The sequence below is a fragment of the Paenibacillus sp. GXUN7292 genome (assembly GCF_050864975.1).
GTDB lineage: Bacteria > Bacillota > Bacilli > Paenibacillales > Paenibacillaceae > Pristimantibacillus.
This window is the reverse complement of record NZ_JBOZWO010000005.1, coordinates 104,751-122,169: the sequence shown is the minus strand read 5'-3', so window position 1 is coordinate 122,169 and position 17,419 is coordinate 104,751. Positions and strand designations below refer to the sequence as shown.

12 protein-coding genes are annotated in these 17,419 nt (G+C 48.7%); 1 reads left to right on the top strand and 11 read right to left on the bottom strand.

Annotation, left to right across the window (positions count from 1 at the left end):
• Nucleotides 1-29: 29 nt before the first annotated feature.
• Together addA and addB are read right to left on the bottom strand one after the other, a co-directional pair.
• Nucleotides 30-3,926 (bottom strand): helicase-exonuclease AddAB subunit AddA, encoded by a 3,897-nt coding sequence (gene addA, locus ACRRU2_RS06875; protein WP_432500514.1) that lies wholly within the window; start codon nt 3,924-3,926, stop codon nt 30-32.
• A 3-nt stretch (nt 3,927-3,929) separates the two neighbouring features.
• Entirely contained in the window at nt 3,930-7,448 is a 3,519-nt protein-coding gene (gene addB / locus ACRRU2_RS06870) for a helicase-exonuclease AddAB subunit AddB (RefSeq protein ID WP_432500513.1), read from the bottom strand.
• A gap of 123 nt (nt 7,449-7,571) precedes the next feature.
• Between addB and ACRRU2_RS06865 the strand changes: the two genes are divergently transcribed.
• Nucleotides 7,572-8,558, top strand: a complete 987-nt coding sequence (locus ACRRU2_RS06865; RefSeq protein ID WP_432500512.1) for a Na/Pi cotransporter family protein — start codon at nt 7,572-7,574, stop codon at nt 8,556-8,558.
• On the opposite strand, the gene ACRRU2_RS06860 is transcribed toward ACRRU2_RS06865, so the two are convergent.
• From ACRRU2_RS06860 to grpE, 9 genes are all read right to left on the bottom strand, one after another.
• Nucleotides 8,548-8,979: an NUDIX hydrolase gene (locus ACRRU2_RS06860; RefSeq protein ID WP_331701058.1), complete on the bottom strand. Its 432-nt coding sequence runs from the start codon at nt 8,977-8,979 to the stop codon at nt 8,548-8,550. The two genes, ACRRU2_RS06865 and ACRRU2_RS06860, sit on opposite strands and share 11 nt — an antisense overlap.
• A 117-nt stretch (nt 8,980-9,096) precedes the next feature.
• Nucleotides 9,097-10,443, bottom strand: a complete 1,347-nt coding sequence (gene mtaB / locus ACRRU2_RS06855; protein ID WP_331701059.1) for a tRNA (N(6)-L-threonylcarbamoyladenosine(37)-C(2))-methylthiotransferase MtaB — start codon at nt 10,441-10,443, stop codon at nt 9,097-9,099.
• A gap of 5 nt (nt 10,444-10,448) precedes the next feature.
• Nucleotides 10,449-11,240, bottom strand: coding sequence for an RsmE family RNA methyltransferase (locus ACRRU2_RS06850; RefSeq protein WP_432500511.1), 792 nt, complete (start codon nt 11,238-11,240; stop codon nt 10,449-10,451).
• Between the two features lie 56 nt (nt 11,241-11,296).
• Nucleotides 11,297-11,968, bottom strand: a complete 672-nt coding sequence (locus ACRRU2_RS06845; protein ID WP_331701061.1) for a site-2 protease family protein — start codon at nt 11,966-11,968, stop codon at nt 11,297-11,299.
• The gene (gene prmA, locus ACRRU2_RS06840) at nt 11,965-12,960 is read right to left on the bottom strand and encodes a 50S ribosomal protein L11 methyltransferase (protein WP_331701062.1); all 996 of its coding nucleotides are present in this window, start codon (nt 12,958-12,960) and stop codon (nt 11,965-11,967) included. Before prmA ends, ACRRU2_RS06845 begins: the two co-directional genes overlap by 4 nt.
• 248 nt (nt 12,961-13,208) lie before the next feature.
• Nucleotides 13,209-13,361: a hypothetical protein gene (locus ACRRU2_RS06835; RefSeq protein ID WP_432500510.1), complete on the bottom strand. Its 153-nt coding sequence runs from the start codon at nt 13,359-13,361 to the stop codon at nt 13,209-13,211.
• Between the two features lie 237 nt (nt 13,362-13,598).
• Complete coding sequence (dnaJ, locus tag ACRRU2_RS06830; RefSeq protein WP_432500509.1) at nt 13,599-14,726, bottom strand: molecular chaperone DnaJ; 1,128 nt, start codon at nt 14,724-14,726, stop codon at nt 13,599-13,601.
• A gap of 159 nt (nt 14,727-14,885) precedes the next feature.
• Nucleotides 14,886-16,724 carry a molecular chaperone DnaK gene (dnaK, locus tag ACRRU2_RS06825; RefSeq protein WP_432500508.1) on the bottom strand — a complete coding sequence of 613 codons (1,839 nt, stop codon included), beginning with the start codon at nt 16,722-16,724 and terminating at the stop codon, nt 14,886-14,888.
• Nucleotides 16,725-16,815: 91 nt separating this feature from the next.
• Nucleotides 16,816-17,406: a nucleotide exchange factor GrpE gene (grpE, locus tag ACRRU2_RS06820; RefSeq protein WP_331701066.1), complete on the bottom strand. Its 591-nt coding sequence runs from the start codon at nt 17,404-17,406 to the stop codon at nt 16,816-16,818.
• Between the last annotated feature and the right edge of the window lie 13 nt (nt 17,407-17,419).

Below are 17,419 nucleotides of genomic sequence, written 5' to 3'. Positions count from 1 at the left end.
CCGCATCCTTAATGATATCGCGTAGCGCATTACTTTATTTTGACGCTTCTTGCGCCATCAAAGAAAAATACAAAGCACTCAGCAACAGGCTTGCCCAGTACTGCTTCAATCGCCTCCGCATACAGCTCAAGCTGAAAACGATGGCGCTCGGCTGCATCATCCCAAGCCGTACCGCTATCCTTAGTGTCATTTATAATATGATCGGTTTTATAATCCAGCAAAACTATCCCCTGCTCATCCTCGAACAAGCAGTCAATAACGCCCTGTATCAACACCGGCTCATGCGCAAGCGCATCCGAGCACTCAGTATACACTCTGCCAGCAGGCAGCATAGCGCTAAACGGCATTTCTCTGCGCACCCACTCCGCCGCCCGCAGTCTGAATCCAAGCTCGCTCTCTAAAAATGCTTTGGCCGCTTGAAGATCGATCGCTTCGGCTTGAGCAGCCGTTATAAGCTGAAGATCAAGCATTTGGCGAAGCGTTAAAGCCAGCTGCTCAGCTGTAACAGCATCTGCCGGCTTCGGCAGCGGAATATGCTGCATATAAGCATGGTTTGCCGTCCCTCGCTCTGCTGCGGTTAATTTCTTCTCTTCCATAAATGCCGGCCGCTGAAGCTTCAACGTTCCGGAAGCACTTGAATGGCCGGCATCTCCGGGTGGCTGAATCTTACCCTGCAGCTTCAAACCCGCAGCCAGTTCGCTCCAATCGGCCGCATCCTCCATTCTTTCCTCATTTATTCTTTTCATTTCAGTAACGGAGGTTTTAGCTGCCATGCCGGAAGCCTCAGCATAAGGATATTGCCACTGCAGCTTATCGCTCATTTCATTATCCAATGAATAGTTATCGAGAAGCGCCATGGATGCTACTGCTTGGATTTGATGCTGTTCATCAATACTGTCCGGTTCTTTCGCAATTGCAGCCGCAGCTTCCGCAGCAAGTATAGACGCGGGCATCACTGCCGTTTTCCAGCCCCATGACTGCTCCTCTTGCCCTGAACGCTTCAAGCTTTCCTCGCTATCCAGCTGCTCGCTGCCGTAATACATGGCAAGCGGTCCGAGCCAGTCAAGAAAAGATTGTGCAGAAGCAATACGGTAATCCGGCAGCTCACCCGCATCACCTGCAGCCGCCAGCCATTGACTCTTTTTCTTGGCAGCATCATTCACGGTACCGAGCAAGTACAGCTTTTCCTTTGGACGGGTCAATGCAACGTATAGAATACGCATTTCCTCTGCAAGCAGCTCCATCTTTTGTGCTGAGCGAATCGCGAGATAAGGCAAGGACGGATAGCTCGCCTTCAAGCCTTGATCCACGATGCGCGGACCAAAACCAAGCTGTTTATGAAGAAGAAAAGCGCTGCGCAAATCCTGCTGATTAAACTTCTTGCCAAGCCCGGCAGAAAATACAACCGGAAATTCCAGCCCTTTGCTTTTATGAATAGACATAATCCGAACGACATCTTCGCCTTCACCCAATGCTCTTGCTGTTCCCAAATCGCCCCCGCTTTCCTTCATCCGCTCAATAAATCGCAAAAAGCGAAACAGGCCGCGCATAGAAGTAGATTCAAATTGGCGCGATCGGTCATGCAGCGCGCGCAGGTTCGCCTGCCTTTGCATACCGCCAGGCAAGCCGCCCACAAAATCATAGAAGCCCGTTTCACGGTAAATCAGCCAAAGCAAATCCGGCAGCGAGCCTTGCCTTGCCTCATCGCGCCATTTATCAAGCAAATCCAAAAAGCGCGAAAGCTTCAGCCATAACTCATCCTCCTGCTTCAAGCGGCTTGCTGCCTCAATAACAGCATCGTAATAAGCGCCATGCTTGAGCTGAATGCGAATCCGGGCAAGCTGCTCCGCCGTCAATCCAAACATTGGCGAGCGAAGCACTGCCGCCAGCGGAATATCCTGATACGGATTGTCGATGATGTGAAGCAGAGATAGCATTGTTTGCACTTCTGTCGCATCAAAATATCCGCTGCCAAGCTCCGCGTAGGCAGGGATACCCAACTCCTGCAGCTGCTCTATCAAAATCGGCGCCCATTGTGAAGTAGCTCTAAGCAAGATGACAGTATCCCGCCACTCAAAAGGCCGGTAACGCTTTTGCTTGCCGTCATACACCTGATAGCCGTTAGCCTTTAGCTCCAGCAGCTGCGCAGCGATCCAGCGCCCTTCCAGCTGCGCTGTTTGCAGCTCCTGGGCTTCTTCAGCCTCCTGCCTGTTTTCCTCGCCGGAAGCTTCATCCGAATGAAGACTGCTGTCTTCGCTCTCTTGTTCCTCTTGAGCCGCCGCTTTATCTAAAACGGCAAATTGTATCGAGCAGTCAAAGTGCGGGTCTGGAAATGACGCTTGATAGACCAGCTCTGCAGCTTTATCATAATCCATCTCCGCTACCTTCTCGCGCATAATGGAACGGAATACATGATTGACTCCGTCCACCACTTCGGTTCTGCTGCGGAAATTGCGCGCCAGGTCTATTCTTATTCCGGACAGTCCGTCGTCTTCATTCATTTCGTCATGTACTGCGTATTGCTTCGCTGGTGTATACGACTTATATTTTTGCAAAAAAAGCTGTGGCTCAGCCAAGCGGAAGCGGTATATACTCTGTTTCACATCGCCAACCATAAATCTGTTTCCGGGGCTGTCCCTGGAGAGCAGCTGCACGATGGCCTCTTGAACCGCATTTGTATCCTGGTATTCATCCAGCAAAATTTCTTCAAATTGCCGCTGATATTCAAGCGCCGCCTCGGATGGCAGCAAATGGGACGGCGTGGATTGCGGAGAGCGCAGAATGCGCAGGCAATAATGCTCCAAATCGCCAAAATCAAGCAATCCTTTTTGACGCTTGGCCGCTTCATAGCCTTGCGAAAAAGTAATAACAAGCTGCGACAATGCTTCCATTAACGGCGCCAGCTGTTCAACTTCCTCCGCAAACTGCTCCAGTGTCCGGCTAAACAGCTCATGCGACAGCGTTCCGATTTGCTTTTTAGCCGCTTCTCTAAGCTCCTTGCAGCGCCCCTGCAGCAGTTTATCCAGACCATCTCCGCGCACAGCCTTCAGTCTGCCGAATTGAACCGCCCGAAAGGCAGCTGTCCATTCATTCCAGCCGCCGCTTTCAAGAGCGGCGCGGGCAGCTTCAATAAGCTGAAGCTCCTCTGAAATCGTCTGCACATACGCAAGTGGTCCGCCTGGCTGCTCAGCGGCAAGCTTAGCCTCCCTAAGAAGCAATATCGCACCATCCGCAGCCAGTATAATCGACTGCCTCAGGCTTTGCGCCCATACCGATTGCTCCAATTCGGCGGGATCGCTTATTCTATAAGCTTCTGCCATCTGCTCCAGCCAATATTCAGGCCACGGATGGCTCTGTGAAAATTGAAATAACTGCTGTACAAGCCGATATAATGGCTCGTCACCCCGCTCGCCGCCAAAATAATCGACAAGCTGCAGGAACGAGCCATGCTCGGCTGCAGCGTTGTAGCGCTGCTCGAACAGTTCGTCGAGCACTTCCAGCCGCAGCAGCTCGCTCTCTGTTTCATTAGCGATTCTAAAGCCGGGATCAAGCTCAAGCAATGGATAGTAGCGGCGAATGGCATCAAGGCAAAACGAATGCAGCGTCGTAATCGAAGCGCGATTCATAAGTGCAAGCTGCTTGCGCAAATGCTCGGAATGCGGATTGACGGCAAGCTGCTTCTCAAGCGCTATGCTGATTCTTTCCTTCATCTCAGCAGCAGCGGCCTTTGTAAAGGTCGCCACTAGCAACCGATCGACGTCGGTGTTGTGTGAAATTTTGCGTATAATACGTTCAACAAGAACCGCTGTTTTCCCTGAGCCTGCAGCTGCAGCAACTAGAATATTCGCGCCGCTCGTATCGATTGCCGTCCATTGGTCATCCGTCCATTGACTGCCTTCCGGTTTAGGCGAAGCTTCATTTACCATTGGCTATACCTCCCTTCTCCACTGCTCCCATAGCTCTTCTTCGGTCAGCTTGTTCATTTTTTTATATGAATTGCCTGCAATTAAAGGATCGAACTGGCATACTGCTTTATAATCGCAATATTCGCATGGCGTTTTATTTCCTATTCGGTAAGGCTCTATTGCGACTACCCCTTCTTTAATAGAGCACCCTACCTGAGCGATTTGATCGCGAATAGCTTGACGAAGCATCGTCCACTGCTCATTCGTTACGACGGAGGAGCTGCTGTAAAAGCTTTCGTCCTTTTTAATCGCCACAGGCAACAAATCGGAATAGCCGCTTTCCAATTGATTGTCCATCCATCTGACTGCCTGCACATCTGCACTGATAAGCCCTTTTGTTTTGAATTTCTTGAGGAGCTGGGCGTTAGCCTCTGCTTGCGAAGGCCTGCTGGACATGCTAAGCGTAGGGTTGTGGACATGAAAATATAATACACCTGCCGGCAGCACCGGTTTGCCAAGCCATCGCTCGGCATGCGTTAGCAATACATCCATATAGGTGAGCATTTGCAGCGATAGGCCATAAGCTACATCCTGCAGCTGAAGCGAGGTTGAGCTCGATTTGTAATCGACCACCCTTAACAGCAGGCCATCCTCGGTTTCAGCTGCATCAACGCGGTCAATCCGGCCTATCAGCTCCATCTCGCCGCCGTCTGACAGCGGGATGCTGAGCGCAGGCAGCACCGCCCCTGGTCCAAAGTCTATCTCCGTTCCGACAGGCTGAAATTTAGCTCTGCGCGCATGCTCGCCCAAAATCAAAGCGGCCTGCAAAATAATATCTTTAAGCTTTTGCGTGACGTATTGGAAACGCCCGCTGCTGAGCAATATTTGCGACTGCAGCTTGGGAGCAAGCTCCTCCACGATAGCCTTCGATGCGCTGTCCAGCTCATCTCTTGTTGCGCTTCCCCAGCCCGCACCTTGGTTCTCAGAAAGCCTGCTTAGGGCAGCATGGAAGAGCTGTCCTATATCAGGCGCCTCCAGTTTGTAGAGCTTGCGCTCGCGCAGCTTAAGGCCGTGGATGGCAAAATGCTGGAATGGGCAGGATACGAACCTTTCCATACGCGACACGCTGCCTTTTAAATCGGAGCCATAAAGCTCTTTAGCCGTTACGACACTGAGAGGCTGCTCATCATTACGATAAAACAGAGAGCGCGTCAACAAGGCGAGTCTCTCTTTCCAAATCGGTCTTGCAGCAAACCAATTGTACACGCCCCACCAAAAATCTGGTATCGGCTGACCATGCTGCCATTGCTGCAGCATAGCAATCAGATAGGTGAGGCTGCGCTGCGGATGCTCCACATATTGCCTTTGTTCCTGCTCACACATCGATGAAACCGGCTCAGCAGCCGGCTCCTGAATGACGAGAGCAGGAAACAGCTTTTTAATTTGCCTTATAATTTCGGAAGGCAGCAGCCCTTTTCCCTCTGCATCCGCTTGAGCCCAGCTAATCCACAAATGATCGCTGGCTGATGTTAATGCATTATAAATAATGAATCTTTCGTCAAGAAGCCTTCGATTAATGCTTGGAGCCATCTGCAAGCCGCTTTGCGCCAGCTGCTCACGCTCAGGTTCTGACAAGAGGCCGTCCTCCTGATAGCGCATCGGCATAACTCCATCATTAGCGCCGGCGATATAGCATACTTTGATTTGACCGGATCTTGTTCGATCCATGCTGCCTATCAGCACCTGATCAAGCGCCGGCGGAACGGAAGCAAGCTTTAGGCTGTCAAGCCCAGCCTGTACCATGCCGATGAGAAGCTCCAGTTCCACCTGCTCGGTGCCTGCAATATTTACGAGCTGATCCAGCATATTCATAATGCTGCTCCATAATTGGCGATGATTCCGTGCCTTCCGCACCTCGCCTGCATCCATTTGCTTCTCGCTCCACGCTTCCAGCCGCTCTGCCGCACCTGCTTCCTCAAGCAGCAAATAGATTGCTTCGCACATTTGACGTACATTGGCGGCTTTCGTTAATCGTTGTTCAAAACGCTGCAGCTTATCGACAATCGATTGTCTGGCGGCCATCACTGCTTCAAATTGCAGCCTGGCTTCCTCCGTTATAACGGGCTCCTGACCTGTGTCCTGCTCTAAATCTATTCTGGCTTGCGGCGTCCAATAATGAGCGTCCTGCCATTTCCAGCTGCTGATTCCTCTGGCCAGCACGTAGTTTTCCAGCAGATCATACCATTCTCTTGGCAGGCTGCTGTCCAGCGGAAACAACAACTCTGTTTTGATACAGCGAAATACAGCGTCATGCTGCCAGCCGTAAGACACCGTTTCAAGCGCAGAGCTAATAAATTCTACAAGCGGATGATGAAATGCTTTTTCCTTTTGGTCGATAAAAAACGGAATATTATAATCGGTAAAAATAAGTTCAATATAATCCAAATAATCTTCGCTATTGCGCAGCATAACTGCGCAATCACGCCATCTGATTTGATCCTCTCTCGCTCTTCTCAGCAAGTCCCGCGCAATCGCTTCTACTTCCGCCCGTCTGCTCGCAGCCGCATGAAGCGACAATCCCGCAGCAGCTTCTGCAGTGCCGCTTCCTGCTGCCTTAACAGGCTGTTCGGGCACATAAGCCCGGCCAAATCCGCGCTCCAGCACCGCTAGCATTTCATTATCGGCCACCCTTGCAGGGCTTCCTACCGCGCAAAGTTGAATCGTCGGCAGCAGCTCGACATGCTGCTCCTCGGCAAGCTTGCTAAGCGCAATAAACGTCTCTGCTGTCGGATGAAACAGATCCAGCTCATGCGGCCTTTCCATGCTGCTATAAGGACGATCCAGCGTTAAAGCTACCGTTACGCTTGCCGCTGAACGAATAATTGTACGAAGCGCTTCATATTCAGCAGGAGTGAAGCCATGAAAGCCGTCGATCCAAATATGCGCTTGGTCCATGGAAGGCGCTTGATCAAATTGATCGCGCAATCGATGCAAATAATCCTCGGCATCCAAATAATGCCCACTCATTTGCTGCTCGGCATAATGATACAGCAGGGCTAAATCATGGAGCTTGCGTTCAAGCAGCAGGGATGAGGAGCCGGTTATGTTACCCAGCTGCCGCTCCACTTCCGCTGCATCAATGCCATATCGCTTCCATTCTGTAAGCAGCTCCACGAGCCGTTCCATAAAGCCCGGCTGGGACAAGCCGCCTGAAAATAACTGCAGCTCATTAGCCTGCTGACGGATAACCTTGTGAAGAAGCATATGCTTGCCTGTATCCGAAATCGGCGTAATCGCTGTTCCTCCCGTCTCCTGCATGACACGGAAGGCTAGCCGCCGAAAGCTGAGCGCCTGAGCCCGCAAGGAGCCCTGCAGACTGTTTTGCTGGAGCAGCCCATATTCCGTCTGGAACGACGCTTGCTCGGGAACTAATGCAATAAGCGGCGAGCCTAGCGGCTCCTCTCTGAGCCGCTTCGTAATTTGCTGCAAACAATAGGTCGTCTTGCCTGAGCCTGATCTCCCTATTACAAATTGCAAGGACATTACGCACCTACTCCTTTCATTCCGTCAGCCGGCACAGCAGAGCTTGTCATGCCTGTCCCGTCTCTTGCATATGTATAACTATAAATGCCAATTATTTTGTCTAAGAATTAGGAGAAAACAACGATGATACAATCTATTATTTTTCCTATGGTTTTCGGTTTTGCAGTGTTTATGGTCGGCATGAAATTGATGGAGCTTGCGCTGCATCGGCTGGCCGGACCCTATTTATCATCTATTTTGGAACGTTCTACAGCAACGCCGATGCACGGAATGGCTGTAGGCACGATTACGACCGCTTTTTTACAAAGCAGCACCGCCGTAACTATCCTATCAATCGGTCTCGTTAACGCGGGACTGCTAACTTTCTCAAGAACGCTCGGCATTATATTAGGCACCAACATCGGCTCCTGCATTACAACGGAGCTGATCGGGCTTAATATTACGAAGCTGGCTATTCCTTTTATCGCTTTTTCATTTGCGATTTGGCTGCTAACCGCCTTGCTGGGCGAAATGGGGCTTTTGCCAAGCTATAAATCTAGCAATTGGCTGAAGCCGCTAAGATCCGCCTCTGTAGCGATGGGAGGCTTCGGCCTGCTGCTAGCCGGGCTATCCATTATGCAAAGCTCCGGACCGGCAATTCAAGAAAGCGAGCTATTCAGCTGGTTTTTGCAAAAATCAGCGACAAGCTTATGGTGGGGATTGGCTGCCGGTACGATTCTTACAGCATTAGTACACAGCAGCGCCGCTGTCATCGGCATGATTATGGGATTTACGATGATTGGTGCTATGCCGATCGAGCTTGGCATAGCTATCGTACTGGGTGCAAATGTCGGCACTTGCGCTACAGCATTGCTTGCATCGATCGGCGGATCGAAGGCAGGATTTTACGTTGCCCTGTCGCACGTTATTCTCAATATAAGCGGCGCCCTGCTCTTCATGCCATTCATCGATCAATTGATGCTCGTATCAGACTGGCTATCCGGCACGCCATCGTCTCAAATTGCACGTGCGCAAACGATCTTTAATGTGGCAAGCTCACTGCTCGCCCTGCCGGTCTGCTATTTCGGGTTTATAAAAAAGCTTGATCCCGCCGGTAATTCTAAGGTATAGCAACGCCTAGAAGCTTTAAGGCGCCTGCAACGATGCGATCATTATTTTCATAACCCAGCTGTTTTTGCATGCGCCAGGCTTCCAGCGGCTCAAACCATTCTACGCCGCGTATTTCCTCTACCTGCGCCTGCAGCTCGCCACCGACAGCTTTTACCAAGTAATAATGAACCTCTTTATTGACAACGCCATATTCAGCGTGCTCATACTGGTACTTAATTTGAGCGATCGGCTTAATAATTTCACCTTGCAAGCCTGTTTCCTCAGCGATTTCCCGTAGAGCAGTCTGCTCTACGGTCTCGCCAGCTTCCATCTTACCTTTGGGGAGCGAAACTTTGCCGTAACGGTCCTGAATAAGCTGAATCTGCAATTTTCCTTTATCCGTATGGCGGTATACAACTCCGCCGGCTGAAATTTCCTTCATGTTCCTTCCCCCTTCACAACAATTACTACATAGTATATGCAACAAAGGATTCCTTCATCTTATTCAGCAGCATCGCTGAAAAGATTAGGAATCCTGTTGCGCGCAAGGGAGCGAGGCTTATATCGCCTCAGGCGTTCGCTTGCTCTCCAGCACGCGGACCAGTTGGCCGCGGCATTCATTGACACCTGCTTCCGTCACTTTGACCCGGCATAATTGGCCGATTAAAGATTCATCGCCTTCAAATACAATCTGGATGTAGTTATCGGAGTAACCCATAACCAGTCCTGTGCCAGGCGCCCCTTTATAGTCTCGCTCCGGAATTACATCCAGCACTTCGCCAACGAATTTCTGGGCGTACTGCAGCTGCATCTTTTCAGATAAATCTATAAGCTTATGCACTCGTTCATTTTTAATTTCTTCATCAATTTGATCTTCCATACGCGCGGCAGGCGTACCTGTACGCTTGGAATAAGGAAATACGTGCATTTCCGCAAATTGCAGTTCCTCCATAAATTTAAAGCCATTTTCAAACATCTCCTCAGTCTCACCAGGGAAACCTACTATGACATCCGTTGTAATGGCAACACCAGGCATCGCCTCGTGCAATCGTTTAATTTTGGCAGCGAACTCTTCTGTTGTATACTTGCGTCGCATCCGCTTGAGCACAGCATTATCGCCAGCTTGCAGCGGAATATGCAAATGGCGGCACATTTTGCTTGACCGGTTGAGCACCTCGATCATCGCATCGTCAATTTGGCTTGCTTCGATCGAACTGATCCGGATACGCTCCAGACCTTCAACTTTATCCAAATCCCATAAAAGGCTTGTCAAATTGTAATTTTCCATGTCATCGCCATAGCCGCCTGTATGAATACCTGTCAGCACAATCTCTTTATAGCCTGCGGCAACGAGATTGCGGGCTTGGTCAAGCACGCTTTGCGCCTCTCGGCTGCGCGACAGACCGCGCGACCATGGAATAATGCAGAAGGTGCAGAAATTGTTGCAGCCCTCTTGAATTTTCAAGAAAGCTCTGGTACGTTCAGTAAAATCAGGAACGTCCAGCTCTTCGAAGCTGCGGGTTTTCATAATATTGCGAACTGCATTGACCGGCTGCCGCTTCTCTTGAATCTCTTTCACAAAGCTCATTATTTTGTCGCGGTCCTGTGTCCCGATTACGAGATCGACCCCTTCAATCGCCATAATCTCAGCAGGCGAGGTTTGCGCGTAGCAGCCTGTCACCGCTACGATTGCATCAGGATTACGCCTAATTGCACGGCGAATAATTTGCCTGCTTTTTTTGTCCCCCGTATTCGTTACCGTACAAGTATTGATTAAATAAACATCTGCTGTCGATTCCTCAAAATCGACCTGCTCATAGCCTTCATTCTTGAACAGCTGCCAAATCGCTTCTGTATCATAGAAGTTTACTTTGCATCCTAATGTATAAAATGCGACGGATGGCATGATGATTACGCTCCTTCCATTTCTCCAGCTTCATATAGTAAGCAGGTTAACGCTACGATCCCTGCTGTTTCTGTTCGCAGTATACGTCTGCCAAGCCCTGCTATTACCGCTCCTGCAGCCTCAGCTTCCTGTGCCTCGCGCTCGGTAAAGCCCCCTTCAGGACCTACAATAACCAACAAATTCGCGTTATTATGCACTTCCCCGCTGCCGGCTTCCAACTGCTGTTTCCAGCGCTTTACTGCTGTTCCAATGCCTCTGCTGACAGCCTGCCTGCCTTCTTCCTCATAGCAAAATAACGCTAAATCAAATTGCTCAATCTCGCTTAGCAGCTCTTTCCAGCTGCGCACTGCAGCAACCATTGGAACGATGCTGCGATGAGCCTGTTCCGAGGCTTCCTTTGCAATTTTATTCCATCGCTCAAGGCGCTTGGCTTCTTTTTTGCTATCATATTGTACAATCATGCGTTCCGATTCAAAAGGAACAAACGCGGCCGCTCCGATCTCGGTCCCTTTTTGAATGACAAGCTCCATCTTATCGCCTTTAGGCAAGCTTTGGGCAATTGTAATGGACCATCTTGGCTCATTGTCATCGGCCAGCCACTCTAGTATCTCACCCGTCACCAGCTCAGCTGAAACCTCTTTTACGGAGACTAAAGCAGCGCGCCCTTTTCCATCAGCAGCAATAAATTTGCTGTTTTCTTTCATTCTCATAACTCTTGAAGCATGGTGAGCGTCGTTGCCAATTAACCGAACCTCATTCCCGCTCCACTGCTCCGCCTCTATCATATAGCGCTGCATGACAGCTAACCACCCTTAAATCATTAATATAACACGAAAATAATTCCGAAAGCCATTTACAAAAAGAGGTGCACGGCTTTGATAACGGCATTTGCAATAACACCGCCGAGATTTAAGATAGGATCGAGCGTTACCTCTCTTAACGGCGGGATAAAAACCATCAGCAAAAAGAAAATCATGCCCCACTGCGCATTTTGCTCTACCTGCAGCCTTTGTCTAAGCGGTAAAAACTCAACCGCAATGCGATAGCCGTCAAGCGGAGGCAATGGAATTAAATTAAATACGAACAATAAAAAATTATAAGTGATCATAAAATGAAAGAATAACATAATTGCCTTCGTAAGCTGAGGCGATCCAGCATCAAGCAGACCTGTTACATGCAACACATTAATAGCAATTACGCTAATAATACCGAGCAGCAAATTGCTTAAAGGCCCTGCTGCAGAAACAATGATGCTCATTACCCGAGGGTTTTTAAAATTGCTCGCTCGCACCGGCACAGGGCGAGCCCAGCCAAAGCCGGCGATCAATATCAGTATCGAACCGAGCAAGTCAAGATGAACAGCGGGATTCAGCGTCACCCTGCCTTCCTTATACGCTGTATCATCGCCAAATTTGTATGCTGTATAGGCATGTGCGAACTCATGCACCGTAAAAGCAATAATTATCGCTAAAGCAAAGAACGGGAGCTCGTCCAGCGACACTCGAAGAAAATTTTCCAGACTCATCCAGCCACCTGAGGCTTACGCGCAACGAACGCGATCCAATCCTCTTCTCTCTGCTTTTCCACAATTTCAAAGCCGTGCTGTATCAGCCCTTCTTCCACAGCCTCTTCTTTGTTTTTAAACACGCCGGAAGCGATATAGATGCCGCCTGGTTTAAGCGCTTCATAGACGTCCTCGACAAACAGCAAAATAATTTCTGCCAAAATATTGGCAACGACCAAATCAACAGGCACGCTGACGCCGATGGATGTCTCATCACCGCTCTGCTTACTCTCTTCATCACGCAGGACACCGAGCAAATCGCTCAGCTTGACATCAACACGCTCTGACAAGCCGTTCAGCCTGACGTTTTCAGTTGCGCTTGAAACGGCAACAGGATCAAGATCAAGCGCAAGCACTCTCTTAACACCCAAATGGCATGCTCCGATAGCCAAAATGCCCGAGCCCGTCCCGACATCGATCATTTCCTCGCCCCCGGTTACGACGCTCTCAAGCGTCCGAAGGCATAGCGCAGTCGTCGGGTGCGTACCTGTGCCGAAAGCCATGCCTGGATCGAGCTCGATGATTTTCTCGTTTGCACCTGCTTCGTAATCTTCCCAGGTAGGTTTGATCGTTAATGTTTCCGATACCCGGATCGGCTTGAAAAATTGCTTCCACGCGTTCGCCCAGTCCTCTTCATCAACCATAGCGAATGAAAATGTGACCTCGCCAACGTTGATATCGAATTGCTTAAGTTCATCGATACGCGGCTTTATTTGTTCAATCAATTCATTTAAATTAATATCTTCCGTAAAATATCCTTTAATAACCGCCTGTCCCTCAGGTATATCATTAAGCGGATGCTCATACCATTGGCCAAGCGAAGTGTCGCGAGGCTTGTTAAGCGTCCCGGATTCCTCAATTGAAACGCCGTCTGCATCCATTTCATGCAAAAAATTTGATATCATCTCAACTGCTTCTTCCGTCGTCGAGATTGTAAGTTCCTGCCACTTCATGATTAAATGCCCTCCAATACGTCAAGAAGAAACATCATTGCCGCTTTAAGCGATGCAACTTGTTTCTTGGTAATGTACAAGTAGAAACGCAGTGCGTCCCGTACACAAGTCGAAACCGTTTCTCGTTGAAACCCACCCTCTATTGTACACCACATTAGGCATCCAGCACAAAGCTTTATCAAAAACATTGAGACAATCTGTTTGACGGAAGGCTATTTTTTATTTATTTAAACGAGGGAGCCGTTACATTACTCTTCTAGCTCAGATTCAATCGGCAGTTCAGCAAAATTGATCTTGTCCAAATCATTATTAAAAGTTTCCGTCTGTTCGTCGTTTTTTTGCTTGAAATCACTTTCGTTCAGCAGTTTGTCATCTAATTGTTTTTTCTTTTCTTTACCCATATTGTCCAGCTCCTTTAACATCTTATAAGGCAAAGCTTCATGCCATTATTACTATGTATTGTTGATCTGACCGCTGCTTTTCATTCGTATTTCAATAAAACTCCGCCAATCATGCTAATCTTTCAGTCTTAAAAAAAATAAAAGCCTAACCTATGCATATTGCTATGCATAAGCCAGGCTTATTAAATCGACATATGATACTGTCACTAGCAGTTCGCCTATCGCTTAATGGCATGCTTAATCGCCGCGAAACGCTTTTTTCATCCGTTCAAAAATCGACTCATGATGCTCGCCTTGCTCAACATTTGTTTCGCCTGCAATACCGCCGAATTGACGCAGCAAATCCTTCTGTTCTTCTGTAAGTTTAGTAGGAGTCACTAACGTTACCTTGACATGCTGATCGCCCTGGCCATAGCCTCGCAATTTGGGCACGCCCTTTCCATTCAATCGGAAGTACGTTCCGGTTTGTGTACCGGCCGGAATTTTGAGTTTTACCTTTTCCGTCAATGTAGGGATTTCTATTTCATCACCCAGCGCCGCCTGTACAAAGGTTAGCGGCACCTCGCAATATATATCGTCGCCCTCGCGATCGAAAAATTCATGCGGCTTTACTCGCAGCACAATATACAAATCCCCAGCCGGACCGCCTCTCAGGCCGCCTTCACCTTCGCCGCTAATGCGAATTTGTGCGCCTTCATCCACACCTGCCGGAATATTAACTTTAATTTTACGCTGCTTCTTCACCTGGCCTGCGCCATGGCAAGTTCCACATTTTTCTTTAATTACCTTGCCTGTACCGCTGCAGTTTGAGCACGCTCTGCGGTTAACCATTCGACCGAACGGCGTATTGGATACAACCTCCTGCTGTCCGCTTCCGCGGCACACCGAACAGGTTTCAGGATGCGTCCCAGGCTTGGCGCCTGTACCTCGGCATGGTTCACACGATTCCGTACGAGGAATTGTAATTTCTGTTTCCTTGCCAAATACCGCTTCCTTGAAATCAATCGTCATCGTATACTGCAAGTCATTGCCGCGTTGCGGCGCATTAGGATCTCTTCTGCCGCCACCGCCGCCAAAGAACATATCAAATATGTCGCCAAAGCCGCCAAAATCTGCTCCGCCGGCGCCGCCCATCCCTTGATTCGGGTCAACATGCCCATAGCGATCATAGGTGGAGCGCTTGCCGTCATCGCTTAGCACGTCATAAGCTTCTTTTACTTCTTTAAATTTCTCTTCAGCATCCGCTGCTTTATTGACGTCAGGATGATATTGCCGGGCAAGCCTGCGATAAGATTTCTTTATATCATCAGCTGAGGCATCTTTGCTTATGCCAAGCACCTCGTAATAATCTCGTTTATTTGCCACCTGATCTCACCTCCGCAATATCATATGATAACATAAGCTTATAATTACTTGCTTGCATTACGAAAAAATAGTAAGAAAATTATTTAATGCTATTTCCATGAAAAGGAGGCCAAAGTCAGGAAGCCCCTGTCTTTGACCTCACAACCGCTAAATTCGTTCTTACTTGTTGTCGTCAACAACCTCATAATCTGCATCTACAACATTATCTTTGCCTTTAGCACCAGACTGCTCAGCACCAGCACCAGCGTCAGCTCCAGGCGCGCCTTGTGCTTGCTCATACAGCTTAACAGACAGCTGTTGAACAATTTCAGTCAGCTCAGTTGTTGCAGCATTAATTTGCTCAATATCATCAGTAGCTAGAGCAGCTACCAGTTTATCCTTCGCAGCGTTCGCTTTGTCAATCTCAGAAGCATCGACTTTGTCGCCAAGGTCTTTAATTGTTTTTTCAACCGTATATACCAATTGGTCCCCGTTATTTTTTGCTTCTACCAAATCACGGCGCTTGCGGTCCTCTTCAGCATGCAGCTCGGCATCCTTCATCATTTTGTCGATTTCTTCATCGCTCAGACCGCTGGAAGAAGTGATTGTAATGTTTTGGCTCTTGCCTGTTCCTTTATCCAGTGCAGATACGTTTACGATACCGTTGGCATCAATGTCGAAGGTTACTTCGATCTGCGGCACACCGCGCGGTGCAGGAGGAATATCGCTTAGCGTAAAGCGGCCAAGCGTTTTGTTGCCTGCTGCCATAGAGCGCTCGCCCTGAAGAACATGAATTTCTACACCCGGCTGATTGTCTGCATAAGTGGAGAAAACTTGTGATTTGCTTGTAGGAATAGTTGTGTTGCGCTCAATCATCTTAGTAAACACGCCGCCAGCTGTTTCAATACCAAGTGAAAGCGGGGTAACGTCAAGCAATACAACGTCCTTCACATCGCCGCTTAAAATACCTGCCTGAACAGCAGCTCCCAAAGCAACTACTTCATCCGGGTTCACACCTTTATGAGGCTCTTTGCCGGTTAGCTTCTTAACCGCTTCTTGTACAGCAGGAACACGAGTCGAGCCGCCGACAAGAACAATTTTATGAATTTCATTAGCAGACAAGCCAGCATCGCTTAGCGCTTGACGAACCGGGCCAAGCGTACGCTCAACAAGCGGAGCAGCAAGCTCTTCGAATTTAGCGCGGGACAGACTCATCTCCAAATGCTGTGGAACTCCGTCTACCATCGTAATAAACGGCAAGGAAATAGATGTGGTAAGCACGCCGGACAACTCTTTCTTCGCTTTCTCAGCAGCATCCTTAAGACGCTGTACTGCAGCCTTGTCCTTAGAAAGATCTATACCTTGCTCCTTCTTGAACTGCTCAACAAGGTAATCAATAATAACTTGGTCGAAATCGTCTCCGCCCAGTTTGTTATCGCCGCTTGTAGCTTTAACTTCAAAGAAGCCGTCGCCAAGCTCAAGAATAGAAACGTCGAATGTACCGCCGCCGAGGTCGTATACAAGGATCGTTTGATCTTCTGTTTTTTCCAAACCGTAAGCTAGAGCTGCTGCAGTCGGCTCATTAACGATACGCAAAACTTCCAAGCCGGCAATTTTACCAGCATCCTTAGTCGCTTGACGCTGGCTGTCGTTGAAGTATGCTGGAACCGTAATAACTGCTTGCGTTACCGGCTGGCCAAGATAAGCTTCTGCATCAGACTTCAGCTTTTGAAGAATAATAGCCGAAATTTCTTGCGGCGTATACTCTTTGTCATCTACTTTTTCTTTATGGTTTGTACCGATATGTCTTTTTATCGAGCTGATCGTACGGTCCGGATTAGTGATGGCCTGGCGTTTTGCTGTTTCGCCAACGACACGCTCGCCGTCCTTTTTAAAGCCTACTACAGAAGGAGTAGTGCGGTTGCCTTCCGGATTTGGAATAACGACAGCTTCGCCGCCTTCCATTACGGATACGCAGGAGTTAGTTGTACCAAGGTCAATACCAATTACTTTACTCATAATCAAAGTGCCTCCTCAATAATCAATTGCAATATAACGACGTTGCCGTCCGTTTTCTATAACAAGCATGCTTATCATTGCCGGGCATTGATCAGCCGCTTACTTTCACCATAGCCGGGCGCAATACTTTTTCCTTCATCAGATAGCCCTTCTGAACCTCTTCCACTACAATTCCCTCTTCATATTCATCTGATTCCACCTGCATAATCGCTTGATGGAAATCTGGATTGAACACTTCGCCGACTGTAGTCATAGGCTTAAGGCCTTCCTGCTCCAATACTTGAGCAAGCTGTTTGAAAATCATCTCTACACCCTTAGCAAGCGAATCAAAATCTTTATTTGCTCCTGTTGCAGCGATCGCACGCTCAAAATTGTCAACAACGGGAAGCAGCTGCTCAATAAGCTTCATCGAAGCATATTGTCCAAGCTCTTCCTTTTCCTTCATCGTGCGGCGTCTGAAATTATCAAAATCAGCCTGCGCGCGTAAAAAACGCTGCTGCTGCTCTTCCACCTGATTTTTCAGTTCTGTATAGCGAGCATCTTCTTCTTGAGCCGTTTGAGTGTTCTCTGCAGCGTCTCTTGCTTCGTCAGCTCCTGCAGCATTTTGCTCCGGAGCTTCTGCTTCCTGATGATCTGCATTAATTTCTGTATCCTCTACGCGTTGTTCCTCTGTACTCACCATGTCACCTCCTTAT